Below are 12,458 nucleotides of genomic sequence, written 5' to 3' on the forward strand. Positions count from 1 at the left end.
GTTCTGCGAGACTCAGAAGCCCTTTGCCGTCATGGGCGCACCACAGGAGACCGCGCCGTGAGCGCACCCAGTTTCAAGATCGAAGCCCCCCGTTCGCTGGCCACCCAGGTCGCACAGCGCCTGCGCGAAGCCATCGTCGACGGCCAGTTCGCGCTGGGCGAGATGATTCCGGAGGAGCAGCTCGCCAACTCGTTCGGCGTCAGTCGCACGCCGGTGCGCGAGGCGTTGAACCAGTTGCAGCAGCTGGGCCTGGTGGCGGTCAAGCCGCAGCGCGGCAGCTATGTGTTCGAGGCCAGCGAGGCCGATGTACAGGCGCTGTGCGAGTTCCGCATGCTGATCGAGCCGCGCGCCGCCGAACTGGCGTTCCGCCACGCACGTGAGGACACCATCGCCGAAGTCCAGGCGGCCATCTCCGAAATGACGGCCTCACGCAAGAGCAAGGACGGCGTGCGCTACAGCCGTGCCGACACGCGGCTGCACGAGGCCTTCGTCCTGCACTGTGGCAACAGCTACCTGCAGGCCGCCTACGCCACGGCGGGTGCCAAGATCGCCGCGCTGCGCACGCACCTGTCGGCCCCGGCCGACGTGCTGCGCCCGGCCGGCTACGAACAGCACCAGCAGCTGCTGGCCCACTTCAGCGCTGGCGATTTCGCAGCCTTCGACGCGCTCATGCGCGTGCACGTCGCCGGCACGCGCGAGAACTACATGGCCAGCCTCAAGGCGCGGCGCGCGGCGGCGGCCTGAGGCGCGTGCGTCAGGGCCGCTGCAGCTGGCCCAGTGCCTCGAGCAGCCGGTCGAGTTCGGTGGACTTGTCGTAGATGCCGTCGATGCGGATCGCGGCACAGCGCTCGCGGATGCTGGGCGTCGCGTAGTTGCTCAGCACATAGACGCGCTGCCCGGCGCCCCGCCGCTCGAACGCCCTGGCCACGCCCAGGCCGGAGCCCTGCGCGAGGAACAGGTCGACCAGGGCCACGTCCCATTCCGTGCGGCGCATCGCCTCGATGGCCGTGTTCTCCCCGTCGGCCCAGGCGACGACCTGCGCTGCCAGCACCTCTTCCAGCATTTCCTGCATGGTCTGGCGGATGAGAGGGTTGTCTTCCACGAGGAAGATGCGCAGCAGCATGGAGGGGGGTGGCCAGTGGTTGCCGCGATGCTAGCGCCCGCCCACATCATTTGATGTAGGTCAAGCGCGCTTCGTGCCGCGGCGACGCTGCCGCCGCTCGGTCACAATGCGCGCCGCTGGTACCAACGCACGCATGGGGACAACAGGGTGTGAGCCGCAGTCTGTCGGTGTATCTGGATCTGCTGCGTTTTCTCGCGGCGCTCGCGGTGTTCGTGCTGCACGCGAGCTTCGAACGCCTGTCGGGCGGGCTGCCCTTCCTGTGGCGGTTCGCCGTCTTCGGCAGCGATGCGGTGATGCTGTTCTTCGTGCTGTCGGGCTTCGTGATCGCCCACGTGGCCACCCGGGAAGCCGCCAGTCCGCGCGGCTATGCGGCGGCACGGCTCGCAAGGCTATGGTCGGTCTGCGTGCCGGCCCTGCTGCTGACCCTGCTGGTCGACGCGATCGGCATGCGGCTCGCCCCCCACCTGTACGACTTCACCTGGTACGAATACAGCCATCCGGTCGCCCGCACCGTGGCCAGCCTGGCCTTCGCCAACGAGCTGTGGTTCTGGTCGCTCCACCCTTTTTCCAACACGCCGTACTGGTCGGTCGGCTACGAGTTCTGGTACTACGTGCTGTTCGGCGCCTGGCTGTTCACGCGGGGACGTGGGCGCTGGCTGGCCTGCGGCCTGGTCGCGCTCGTGATGGGCCCCAAGATCCTGCTGCTGCTGCCGGTCTGGCTGGCCGGCGTCTGGGCCTACCGCACACGGCTCGCCCAGCGCCTGTCCCCCGGCGCCGCGGGCTTGCTGTGCGCCGCCACGCTGGCGGCCTACCTCGCGTACCGCGACTCGGCCCTGCCCCAGGATCTGGCCCGCTTCACCGCGCAGTGGCTGGGCAGCGCCACCTCCCGGCAGCTTGGCTGGTCGGCCAACTTCCTGGGGGATTACCTGGTGGGCGCGCTCGTCGCCCTGCATTTCGTGGGTGCGCGGCGCCTGCTGCAGGACGACGCAGCGGTGCCGCCACGGCTGGAACGCGGCATCCGCGCCCTGGCCGGCTACACCTTCGCCCTGTACCTCTTCCACAACCCGCTGCTGCAGTTCTTCGGCGCGCTGGCGCACGGGCTGGGATGGTGGGAATACCGCGCGCTGCCCGTCGTGCTGGGCCCGCTGCTCGTGGTGTGGCTGCTCGGCGCGCGGACCGAGCGTTTGAAGGGCCCGCTCAAGGCCGCATTGCTGCGGACCTTTGCGCACCGGGCCCAGGCCGGCTGAGCACCCGCCTCAGCGCGCGGGGCCTTCGGCCTCCTGCAGCAGCCGCCACATCACCTTGCCGCTGCCGCTCTTGGGCAAGGCATCGGCGAAAGCCACCTGGCGCGGCACCTTGTAGGCCGCCATGTTCTCGCGGCACCAGGCGATGATCTCCTCGGCCGTGGTGTCCCGGTGCGTGGGCCGCAGCACCACCACGGCCTTGACCGACTCGCCGCGGTAGGCGTCCTGCGTGGCGATGATGCAGGCCTCCTGCACGGCCGGGTGGCGGTACATCAGCAGCTCCACCTCGGCCGGCCAGACCTTGAAGCCGCTCGCATTGATCATGCGCTTCAGGCGGTCGGTCATGAAGAAGTAGCCGTCCTCGTCCATGCGGCCCATGTCGCCGGTGCGGAAGAAGCGGCGCCCGTCGAATTCGATGAAGGCCGCCGCCGTGGCCTCGGGTTGCTTCCAGTAGCCGTGGAAGACCTGCGGGCCGTGCACGATGATCTCGCCCGACTCCCCGGCAGGCAGCTCCTGCAGGCTGTCGGGATCGATGACGCGCGCGTCGGTGGAACTGATCGGGATGCCCAGGCACTGCTGCTTGGGCCGCTCGAAGGGGTTGGTGTGCGTGGGCGCGGCCGTCTCGGTCAGGCCGTAGCCCTCCTGGTAGCGCAGGCCGTACTGCTCCTCCAGGCGCTGGGCGATGGCCTGCGGCATGGCGGCGCCGCCGCCGCCGATCTGCTGCAGGCTTGTGAGGTCGTAGTCCGGCAGCTTGGGGCTGGCCAGCAGGTCGACCACCATCGTGGGAATGTTGGTCCAGGCGGTGACCTTCCAGCGCGAGATCAGGTAGCCGGCCACGTCGCGGTCCCAGCGCGGCATCAGCACCAGCGTGGCGCCCGATGCGATCGCCGTGTGCATCATGCTGACGATGCCGGTGATGTGGAACATGGGCACCACGGCCAGCACCACGGATTCAGAGTTCGAGCACGACCACAGCATGCTGGACACCACGTTGTGCATGAGGTTGCTGTGGTGGTGGACGCAGCCCTTGGGCATGCCCGTGGTGCCGCTGGTGTAGGGCAGCAGCGCCATGTCGTGCGCACCCACCGTGTGCTCGGGCGCGGGCAGGCCTTGCGCCAGCAGCGCGTCCCAGGCGTGCACGGCGCCGCCGGCCAGTGCCGGCAGCGGATGGCGCGGCAGCAGCCAGTCGCGCCAGGCCGTGGCCATGGCCGGGCCGTCGGCCGCCGCGGCATCGAACGCATCGGTGAACTGCGAGACGACCAGGTGCGCGAGCCGCTGCGGCGCCGGCAGCGCGTCGCTGGCCTGGGCCAGCGCGCCGGCCAGGTCGCCCGTGGTGATGGCGACCTTGGCGTCGGCATCGACGAGGTAGTGCTTGAGTTCCTCGGCCTTGTTCATCGGGTTGATCGGCACGACCACGGCGTTGGCGCGCAGGATGGCGAAATGCGCCACCACGAGTTGCGGGCAGTTCTGCATGAACAGCGCCACGCGGTCGCCCCGCTGCACGCCCTGCGCGGCCAGGGCGCCGGCCAGGGCTTCGGCCTGCGCTGCCAATGCGCCGTAGCTGGTCACGCGGTCGAAGAACACCAGGGCTGGCTTGTCCGGGTAGCGCGCCGCACTGGTCGCCAGGTTGTGCCACAGCGAGGTGGCCGGCACCGTCAGTGCACGCGGCACACGCGAGGGCCAGAACTTGTGGTGGGGGCGGTCGGCGGTCAAGGACATGGGCAGGAGCCAGCAGTGGTCAAAACAGGCGAGGGTAGGCCAGAAAATGCCGCACGCGCTCCGGGATGGCCCCTAGAGCCTGTCGGGCCCGGGACAGGGCTGCCCGCTCCTACACTGCGGGCCCATGGCTCACCCCTCCCCCACGGCGCTGGTGCTGACCGGCGGCGGCGCCCGGGCCGCCTACCAGGTCGGCGTGCTGCAGGCGCTCGCGCAGTTGCGCCAGGGCAGCGCGGCCGCCCACGCGGGCAACCCCTTTCCCATCATCGTCGGCACCTCGGCCGGTGCCATCAATGCCGCGGCGCTCGCCTGCGGCACCGACGACTTCGACGCGGCCGTGGCCGCCATCGCCGAGGTCTGGGCGCACCTGCGGCCCGCGCAGGTCTACCGCGCCGATGCGCTGGACCTGCTGGACACCCCGGGCCGCGCGCGCATGCTCTGGGGCGTGGCCCGGCTGCTGGCGCGCTGGCGCCAGGCCCAGCCGCACAGTCTGCTCGACAACCGGCCGCTGGCCGAACTGCTGCAGCGCCTGGTGCCGCTGGAGCGGCTGCCCGCGCTGCTGCGGGCCGGCCACCTGCAGGCCCTGGCCGTCACCGCTTCGAGCTACAGCGCCGGCGACCACTGCACCTTCTACCAATCGGCCGTGGCCATGGAGCCGTGGCTGCGCTCGCAGCGGCGTGCCGTGCCGGGGCCGATCGCGCACGCGCACCTGCTGGCCTCGTCGGCGATCCCCTTCGTGTTTCCGGCCACCGCGATCGGGACCGTCGACGCGGCGGAGTACTTCGGCGATGGCTCGATGCGCCAGGCCGCACCGCTCTCGCCTGCGATCCATCTGGGCGCCGCGCGCATCCTGGCCGTGGGCGCGGGCCGGCTGCAGGAGCCGCGCGGCAGCAGCCCCACGCTGCACACCGGCCGGCCCAGCGCGGCGCAGATCGCCGGCCATGCACTGTCCAGCATCTTCCTGGATGCGCTGGGTGTGGATGTGGAGCGCCTGCAGCGCATCAACCAGACGCTGGCCCTGGTACCGCCCACGGCGCGCAACGGCACCGCGCTGCGGCCGGTGGAGTTGCTGCTGATCGCGCCCTCGCAACGGCTGGACACCATCGCCGCGCGCCACGCGCAGTCGCTGCCCGGTGTGGTGCGCCGGCTGTTCGCGGCCGGCGGCCCGGCCATGCATGCGGCCACGCAGTCCTCGGCCTTCGCGAGCTACCTGCTGTTCGACGCCGGCTTCACGGGCGAACTCATGGCGCTGGGCCGCGCCGACACGCTGGCCCAGGCCGCCCAGGTGCGTACGTTCCTGGGTTGGACCTGACTCAGTAGCCCGCCGCCAACCCCGTGTTGCGCCGAGGGTCGTTGGCGCCGAAGTAGCGCTTGCCGGGCACGGGCTTGCCATCCAGCGCCGGCGCGCCCACCAGGATCACGGCGAGGTGGTTGGCCGGCTGCGGCGCGGCGAACTGGTGGCCCCAGCCTTCCAGGATGCGGCGCGTGTCGGGAGAGAGCATGCGGTTTTCGACGTTGGTGGGCGCCGGCAGCCATTGCTGGTGGAAGCGCGGCGCGTCCACCGCCTCCTGCACCGTCATGCCGTAGTCCAGCACATTGAGGATGGTGTGCAGCACGGCCGTGATGATGCGGCTGCCACCGGGCGTGCCGACCACCATGAGGGGCTGGCCGTCCTTGCCCGTCACGATGGTCGGGCTCATGGACGACAGCGGCCGCTTGCCGGGCGCAATCGCATTGGCCTCGCCCTGCACCAGGCCGTACAGGTTGGGCACGCCGACCTTGACCGTGAAGTCGTCCATCTCGTTGTTGAGCAGCACGCCGGTGCCGGCGGCGGTGACCTTGGCGCCGAACCAGTCGTTCAGCGTGTAGGTGACGGAAACCGCGTTGCCCCATTTGTCGGTGATCGAGTAGTGCGTGGTGTTGCTGCCCTCGTGCGGCGCCACGCCGGGCTTGAGCGCGCGGCTGTCGGCCGCCTTGTCGGGCGCGATCACGGCACGGATGCGCGCCGCGTAATCCTTGGACAGCAGCCGCTCCATCGGGTTCTTGACGAAGTCCGGGTCGCCCAGGTAGCTGTTGCGGTCCACGTAGGCGTGGCGCATGGCCTCGATCTGGTAGTGCACGCCCTGCGCCGCACCCCAGCCCAGGTCCTTGAGCGGGTAGCCCTCCAGGATGTTCAGGACCTCGCAGATCACCACGCCGCCCGAGCTCGGCGGCGGTGCCGAGACGATGCCGTAGCCGCGGTAATTGCACTCCACGGGCTTGAGCTCGCGCGTCTTGTACTGGTCCAGGTCGGCCTGGGTGATGATGCCCTTGCCCGCCTGGCTGGAGGCCACGATGGCCGCGCCCACGGGGCCCTTGTAGAAGCCGTCGACACCGCGCTCGCTGATGGCCTGCAGCGTGCCGGCCAGGTCGCGCTGCACCAGCTTCTGGCCGCTTTGGAACGGCTCGCCGCGGTTCAGGAAGATCTCGGCCGTGGGCGCGTCGCGGCGGAAGTCGGCCGTGGCCGTGACCAGTAGGTCGATGTCGCCCTGTTCGAGCACGAAGCCTTCGCGTGCGAGCTTGATCGAAGGTGCAATCAGCGTGGCGCGCTGCTGCGTGCCGTACTTCTCGCGTGCGTACTCGAGTCCCGACACCGAGCCCGGCACGCCCACGGCCAGGTGGCCCAGCGTGCTCGCGCCCTTGATGACGTTGCCGTCCTTGTCCAGGTACATGTTGGCCGTGGCGGCCAGCGGCGCCTTCTCGCGGAAATCGAGGAAGGTGCTGCGGCCATCGGCCAGGCGGATGGTCATGAAGCCGCCGCCGCCCAGGTTGCCGGCCGCGGGATAGACCACCGCCAGCGCGTAGCCCACGGCCACCGCGGCGTCGATGGCGTTGCCGCCGTCCTTGAGCACGTCCACGCCCACCCGGGTCGCCAGGTGCTGGGCCGAGACCACCATGCCGTTCTCGGCCGCCACCGGCGCCGGCGAGGCCGCCAGCGCGGCGCTGGTCCAGACGGCCGCGCAACCGGCGGCACACACGCTGAGGGAAAAAGTCCAACGCATCGAGAGTCTCCTGTTGTATTGCATACGGTGCGGGACCGTGATTCTGCTGCGCTTTCGGCGTGTGCCGCAGGCGCTCAACAGGAGTTACATCTGCGCGGTGGGTCAGGCGTCCTGCGCGATGCCCAGCTCCGTGCACAGCCGCGCCACCGTGGCCTTGAGCGCGGCCACCTCAGCGTCCAGCCGCTGCACCTGGGCGCGCAGCGCCGGCACCTCGCCGGCCGGATCTGCGGCCGATGCAAGCTGGTCCACAGCGGCCGCACCCTCGGGTGCCGGGCCCGACAACAGGTGCATCCAGCGGTTCTCCCGGGCACCGGGCAGGCGCCCCAGCCGCGCCACGAGCGCGCCGGCCGGGCGCTCGGCCAGCTCGTCGAGGAAGGCCTCGACCGAGGAGATGTCGGCAAAGTTGTGCATGCGCTCGCTGGCGATGCGCAGCTCGCCCGCCGTCTGCGGGCCGCGCAGCAACAGCACCGCCAGCAGGGCCTGCGATTGCGAGGGAATGCGCAGCACGCCGTCGGCGTTGTGGGCGTAGCGCATGGCGCGGCCGCCGCTGGTCTCGTTGATGAAGGCCATGCCCCGCAGCGCGGACAGCGCATCCTGCACCTGGGCGTCGCTCAGTTCCATCACCGGATGCCGGCTGGTCTTCTGGTTGCAGCCGGCCACCAGGCTGTTCAGCGTCAGCGGATAGGTGTCGGGCACGGTGCGCTGCTTCTCGATCAGCACGCCCAGCACGCGGGCCTCGGCCAGCGACAGGATCGGCACCGTCATGCAGATGCCTTGATGCGCGCCACCAGGGCCTGCGTGAACTGCGCCGTGCCGGCCTTGCCGCCCAGGTCGCCGGTGCGCACCTGGTCCACGTTCAGGGTCTCGTCGATGGCCTGGCGCAGCCGGCGTGCCAGGTCCGGCAACTTGACGTGCTCCAACATCAGCGCGGCCGCCAGCATGATGGCCACCGGGTTGGCGATGCCCTTGCCCGCGATGTCGGGCGCCGAGCCGTGGACGGCCTCGAAGATCGCCGCGTCCTTGCCGATGTTGGCACCTGGGGCCATGCCGAGGCCGCCGACCAGGCCTGCCACCAGGTCGGACAGGATGTCGCCGAACAGGTTGGTCGTCACCAGCATGTCGAACTGCCAGGGGTTCAGCACCAGCTTCATCGCGCAGGCATCGACGATCACGGTTTCCAGCTGGAACTTGCCCTGGTAGCGCTCGGCATAGAGCTGCTCGCCGGTCTCCAGGAAGATGCCGGTCAGCGCCTTCATGATGTTCGCCTTGTGCACCAGCGTGACCTTCTTGCGGCCGGTGGCAATCGCCGTGTCGAACGCGTATTCGAGGATGCGGCGGCTGCCGGCGCGCGTGTTGATGCCGGTGGCCATGGCCACCGCGTGCGGGTCGTCGTCGATCTGCACATAGTGTTCGTGGCCGATGTACAGGCCTTCCAGGTTCTCGCGCACCACCAGCAGGTCGATCTTGTCGAACCGCCCGCCCGGGATCACGGTGCGCGCCGGGCGCAGGTTGGCGTACAGCTGGAACTCCTCGCGCAGCCGCACGTTGGAGGAGCGGTAGCCGCCGCCCGAGGGCGTCTCCAGCGGCCCCTTGAGCGCCAGCCGCGTGCGGCGGATGCTGTCCAGCGTGGCCTGGGGCAGCGGGTCGCCGGCGGCCTGCACACCGCCCAGGCCGGCGACCTGGCGGTCCCAGGCGAAGGGTGCGCCCAGCGCATCGAGCGCGGCCAGCGTGGCGTCGACGATCTCCGGGCCGATGCCGTCTCCGGGGATCAGGGTGGCGGGAATGGGCGTGGTCATGGTGGCAATCCTGTCGCGTCGTGAAACTTGCGCGCGCAGCATACCCGCGGCCATCCACGGATTCCAAGACCGCAACGGGCGCGGGGGCCGCCCACGTACACTGCCGCGCCGGCCCCCGCGTCGACCCTCCTTGCGCGCAGCGCCCTTCCCGCATGAACGAATCCGATCCGGCCCCGCCGTTTTCCGCCCTGGGCCTGCTGCCCGCGCTGGCGCATGCCGCTGCCGCGCAGGGCTACGACCAGCCCACGCCCGTGCAGGCCGCAGCCATCCCGCTGCTCCTGCAGGGCCGCGACCTGCGCGCCAGCGCCCCCACCGGCTCGGGCAAGACCGCCGCCTTCGTGCTGCCGCTGCTGCAGCGCTGGAGCGCGTCGCCGCGCCAGCAGCCGCGCCGCCTGCACACGCTGGTGCTGGTGCCCACGCGCGAGCTGGCCACCCAGGTGGCCGAGCAGGTGCAGGCCCTGGCCGCCGAGCTGCCCGATGTGCCGCGCCTGGTGCGCGCCATCGGCGGCGTCTCCATCAACCCGCAGATGCTGGCCCTGCGCGGCGGCGCCGACATCGTCGTCGCCACGCCGGGCCGTGCGCTGGACCTGGCCGCGCGCAATGCGCTGCGCCTGGACGGCCTGCAGGCCCTGGTGCTCGACGAGGCCGACCGCCTGCTCGACCTGGGCTTCGCCGACGAACTGCAGCAGCTGCTGCGCCGGCTGCCCGCCGAGCGCCAGACGCTGCTGTTCTCCGCCACCTTCCCGCCGGACGTGCAGGCGCTGGCCGACGCGCTGCTGCGCGAGCCGGCCCAGGTGCAGGCCCCGGCGCAGCTGGCCGCCCTGCCCGACATCGCCCAGCGCGCCATCGTGGTCGACACCGGCCGGCGCACGCAGCTGCTGCGCCACCTGATCGCACAGGAGGGCTGGCCCCAGGTGCTGGTGTTCGTGGCCACCAAGCTGGCCTGCGAGACCGTGGCCAACAAGCTGCGCAAGGCCGGCCTGTCGGCCGAACCGCTGCACGGCCAGCTGAGCCAGGGCAAGCGCAGCCAGGTGCTGGCCGACTTCAAGGCCGCCCGCGTGCAGGTGATGGTGGCGACCGACCTCGCCGCGCGCGGCATCGACATCGTGCAGCTGCCGGCCGTCGTCAACTTCGATCTCGCGCGCTCGCCCACCGAACACGTGCACCGCATCGGCCGCACCGGCCGTGCGGGCGCCAGCGGCGTGGCGCTGAGCTTCGTGCCGGCCGCGGCCGAGGCGCATTTCCAGCTCATCGAGAAGCGCCAGGGCCTGGACGTGCCGCGCGAACAGGTGCCGGGGTTCGAGGCGAAGGAAGCGGCACCGGCCGTGGTGTCCGATCCGCAGGGCGGCATCAAGGGCCGGCGGCCCAGCAAGAAGGACAAGCTGCGCGCCGCAGCGGCCGCGGCAGCGGGCACCAAGCCATGAACCTGCAGTTCCTGCTGTTCGAGCACAGCGAGGGCGGCGACGACACCGGCCTCTTCGAGGCCATGGCCGCGGTGCGGCCCGCGCAGGCGGCCGCCGTGGAGGCCGAGATCGCCGCCGTGCTGGACTGGGCCAGCGCCCATTTCGGCGCACCAGTGCCCGTGGAGGACGGCGGCGACTGGCATGCCGAACTGCAGCGCAGCGAGGAAGCCGACGGCAGCGGCGCGCCGCGCCAGGTGTTCAGCCTGTCGCTGGCCGGATCGGCGGCGTTCTGCGCCGCGTTCCAGAGCCGGTTCGGCGACGCATTGGCCTGACGCACTCGCCTAACATCGCGGCCTGACCGTTGCCGCGCACACGCAAGGCCGCCGCATCCAGGAGCCGACATGGCCGCACAGACCATCAACACCCCCCTCTACAAGCTCTACCCCTCGCCGCGCAACCGTGAGCGCCAGGTCTTCGCGCACGAGGTTTTCGTGCCCCACATGTACGCGCTGGTGGACCCGCCCAGCTACGACCCGCAGGGCCGCTGGAGCCTGTTCGCCGCGCACCGGCTCGCCGATGGCAAGAACGGCCAGCTCGTCACCTTCGAGCTGCAGGCCGACGCCGCGCGCTTCGAGGCGCGCTTCACGCCCGACTGAGCATCCGCACGGCGACAGGCCGCCGGCCACCTTCGGCACGCTGCCCGTGACAGGGGAGGCCTTGTCCGGCAGCAGCCAGACGATGGCCTCGGCGATTCCGGCGCCTGGCCCGGCCGGCGCATGGCCGGCCGTGGCTCCAACCGCGGTGCCGCCGCCCAGGCATGCGCGAGCCGCATGGTTCTGCGCCCGTCTTTGCATGCCGCGGCAGCGCGTGGCGCCGCACACTGCAGGCGCCACCGGAGAACGCCATGCCCCACGAACTTCAACTGGACGAGGCCTGCCGCCGCCTGCACCTGCCCGCCGGCACGGTGCTGCACTGCCACGCAGGCCAGCTGTGGCTGACGCGCGAGACGCCAGCCGATGCGGGTGCCAGCCCCCACATCGTGCTGCAGCCCGGCCAGCGGCACCGTGTCGCGCACGCCGGGCCGCACTTCCTCACGCACCTGCGCAGCAGCGGCAGGGCCGTGCGCTGCAGCGTGGAACTGCCCACGCCCGGCCGCGCACGGCGGGGCGTGTTCAGCTGGCGCTGAGCGCCGCCGTGCCGGCGGCCTCGGCACGGATCCATTCGCTCACGCGCTGCACATCGGCGCGCGGCGCTGCATCGGCCTGCAGCAGCCAGAACGCATAGGGGCTGGGCCGCGGGCCGTGCGGACCGGCCAGCAGCGCCAGCTGGCCGCCCGCCAGCAGCGGCTGCAGCAGCTCCAGCCGGCCCAGCGCCACGCCCTGCCCCGCCAGCGCGGCGTGGATCACCTGGTCGTACTGGTTCAGCCGCAGCATGGCGGGCTGCGCGCGCCCGCGCGCCCCGCTCTTGGCCAGCGGCCAGCCGCGCCACTGCAGCCAGGGCCGCGGGTCGTCCAGCTCCAGCAAGGCCATGCGCGCCAGCGCGCCGGGGTCGCGCGCCGCCTCTTCCACCAGCCGCGGATGCGCCACCGGCGCCAGCGTCTCGCCGAACAGGCGCTGCGCGTCGGCCGGCGCATCGGCCGCGCTGCAGTAGCGCAGCGCAAGGTCGATGCCATCGGCGCGCAGGTCGCTCAACTGGTTGCTCGCCGACAGCCGCACGTCCAGCCCGGTATGCAGGTGCTGCAGCGCCGCGAGCCGCGGCAGCAGCCACAGGCCGACCACGCCCACGCTGGCCGTGACGGTGACGGGCCGGCGCTCCTCGCTGCGGCGCAGCTCGCCCATCACGTCCTGCAGCTGCTGCAGGGCACCGTCGGCACTGCGGAACAGGCGCTCGCCTTCGGCTGTGAAGGCCACACCGCGGTGCTGGCGCACGAACAGCCTGCAGCCCAGCTGCTCCTCCAGCTGGTGCACCTGCCGGCTCACGGCCGACTGCGTCAGGCACAGGTCGTCGGCAGCCTGCGTGATGCTCAGGCGCCGGCCGACCGCGACGAAGCCCCTCAGCAGATCCAGGGACGACAGGCGCACGAGCGGGATGGACATCGCGCCATTGTGTCGCGCTGCGGCCCTGGCAGCCATGCA

At 71.5% G+C, this 12,458-nt stretch carries 13 protein-coding genes; 7 read left to right on the forward strand and 6 right to left on the reverse strand.

Annotated elements, in window-relative coordinates:
• Positions 1–57 precede the first annotated feature (57 nt).
• Positions 58–744 carry a GntR family transcriptional regulator gene (locus DES41_RS00100; RefSeq protein ID WP_114464803.1) on the forward strand — a complete coding sequence of 229 codons (687 nt, stop codon included), beginning with the start codon at positions 58–60 and terminating at the stop codon, positions 742–744.
• Between the two features lie 10 nt (positions 745–754).
• Here DES41_RS00100 and DES41_RS00105 read toward each other — a convergent pair whose 3' ends face one another.
• Positions 755–1,123, reverse strand: a complete 369-nt coding sequence (locus tag DES41_RS00105) for a response regulator (protein WP_114464805.1) — start codon at positions 1,121–1,123, stop codon at positions 755–757.
• Between the two features lie 149 nt (positions 1,124–1,272).
• Here DES41_RS00105 and DES41_RS00110 point away from each other — a divergent pair, with 149 nt between their 5' ends.
• Entirely contained in the window at positions 1,273–2,370 is a 1,098-nt protein-coding gene (locus tag DES41_RS00110; RefSeq protein WP_170168050.1) for an acyltransferase family protein, read from the forward strand.
• 9 nt (positions 2,371–2,379) lie between these two features.
• On the opposite strand, the gene DES41_RS00115 is transcribed toward DES41_RS00110, so the two are convergent.
• Positions 2,380–4,086 (reverse strand): long-chain fatty acid--CoA ligase, encoded by a 1,707-nt coding sequence (locus DES41_RS00115; RefSeq protein WP_114464808.1) that lies wholly within the window; start codon positions 4,084–4,086, stop codon positions 2,380–2,382.
• A 124-nt stretch (positions 4,087–4,210) separates the two neighbouring features.
• Here DES41_RS00115 and DES41_RS00120 point away from each other — a divergent pair, with 124 nt between their 5' ends.
• Complete coding sequence (locus DES41_RS00120; protein ID WP_114464810.1) at positions 4,211–5,395, forward strand: patatin-like phospholipase family protein; 1,185 nt, start codon at positions 4,211–4,213, stop codon at positions 5,393–5,395.
• Position 5,396: 1 nt separating this feature from the next.
• On the opposite strand, the gene ggt is transcribed toward DES41_RS00120, so the two are convergent.
• The 3 genes from ggt to DES41_RS00135 form a co-directional block, all read right to left on the reverse strand.
• Positions 5,397–7,124, reverse strand: a complete 1,728-nt coding sequence (gene ggt / locus DES41_RS00125) for a gamma-glutamyltransferase (RefSeq protein WP_114464812.1) — start codon at positions 7,122–7,124, stop codon at positions 5,397–5,399.
• 102 nt (positions 7,125–7,226) lie between these two features.
• Positions 7,227–7,889 carry a YceH family protein gene (locus tag DES41_RS00130; protein WP_114464814.1) on the reverse strand — a complete coding sequence of 221 codons (663 nt, stop codon included), beginning with the start codon at positions 7,887–7,889 and terminating at the stop codon, positions 7,227–7,229.
• On the reverse strand, positions 7,886–8,920 hold the full coding sequence (locus DES41_RS00135; RefSeq protein ID WP_114464816.1) for an isocitrate/isopropylmalate dehydrogenase family protein: 1,035 nt from the start codon (positions 8,918–8,920) through the stop codon (positions 7,886–7,888). The genes DES41_RS00130 and DES41_RS00135 overlap by 4 nt, the downstream gene beginning before the upstream one ends.
• 152 nt (positions 8,921–9,072) lie before the next feature.
• Between DES41_RS00135 and DES41_RS00140 the strand changes: the two genes are divergently transcribed.
• The 4 genes from DES41_RS00140 (at position 9,073) to DES41_RS00155 (ending at position 11,509) form a co-directional block, all read left to right on the forward strand.
• A complete protein-coding gene (locus tag DES41_RS00140; protein WP_114464818.1) occupies positions 9,073–10,344 on the forward strand; it encodes a DEAD/DEAH box helicase in 1,272 nt (423 codons plus the stop codon).
• Positions 10,341–10,655, forward strand: a complete 315-nt coding sequence (locus tag DES41_RS00145) for a hypothetical protein (protein WP_114464820.1) — start codon at positions 10,341–10,343, stop codon at positions 10,653–10,655. Before DES41_RS00140 ends, DES41_RS00145 begins: the two co-directional genes overlap by 4 nt.
• A gap of 69 nt (positions 10,656–10,724) precedes the next feature.
• Entirely contained in the window at positions 10,725–10,979 is a 255-nt protein-coding gene (locus tag DES41_RS00150; RefSeq protein ID WP_114464822.1) for a hypothetical protein, read from the forward strand.
• Positions 10,980–11,227: 248 nt separating this feature from the next.
• Entirely contained in the window at positions 11,228–11,509 is a 282-nt protein-coding gene (locus DES41_RS00155) for a DUF2917 domain-containing protein (RefSeq protein ID WP_170168051.1), read from the forward strand.
• On the opposite strand, the gene DES41_RS00160 is transcribed toward DES41_RS00155, so the two are convergent.
• Positions 11,496–12,419, reverse strand: coding sequence for a LysR family transcriptional regulator (locus DES41_RS00160; protein ID WP_114464826.1), 924 nt, complete (start codon positions 12,417–12,419; stop codon positions 11,496–11,498). The two genes, DES41_RS00155 and DES41_RS00160, sit on opposite strands and share 14 nt — an antisense overlap.
• Between the last annotated feature and the right edge of the window lie 39 nt (positions 12,420–12,458).

This window comes from Pseudorhodoferax soli, assembly GCF_003337555.1.
GTDB lineage: Bacteria > Pseudomonadota > Gammaproteobacteria > Burkholderiales > Burkholderiaceae_C > Pseudorhodoferax > Pseudorhodoferax soli.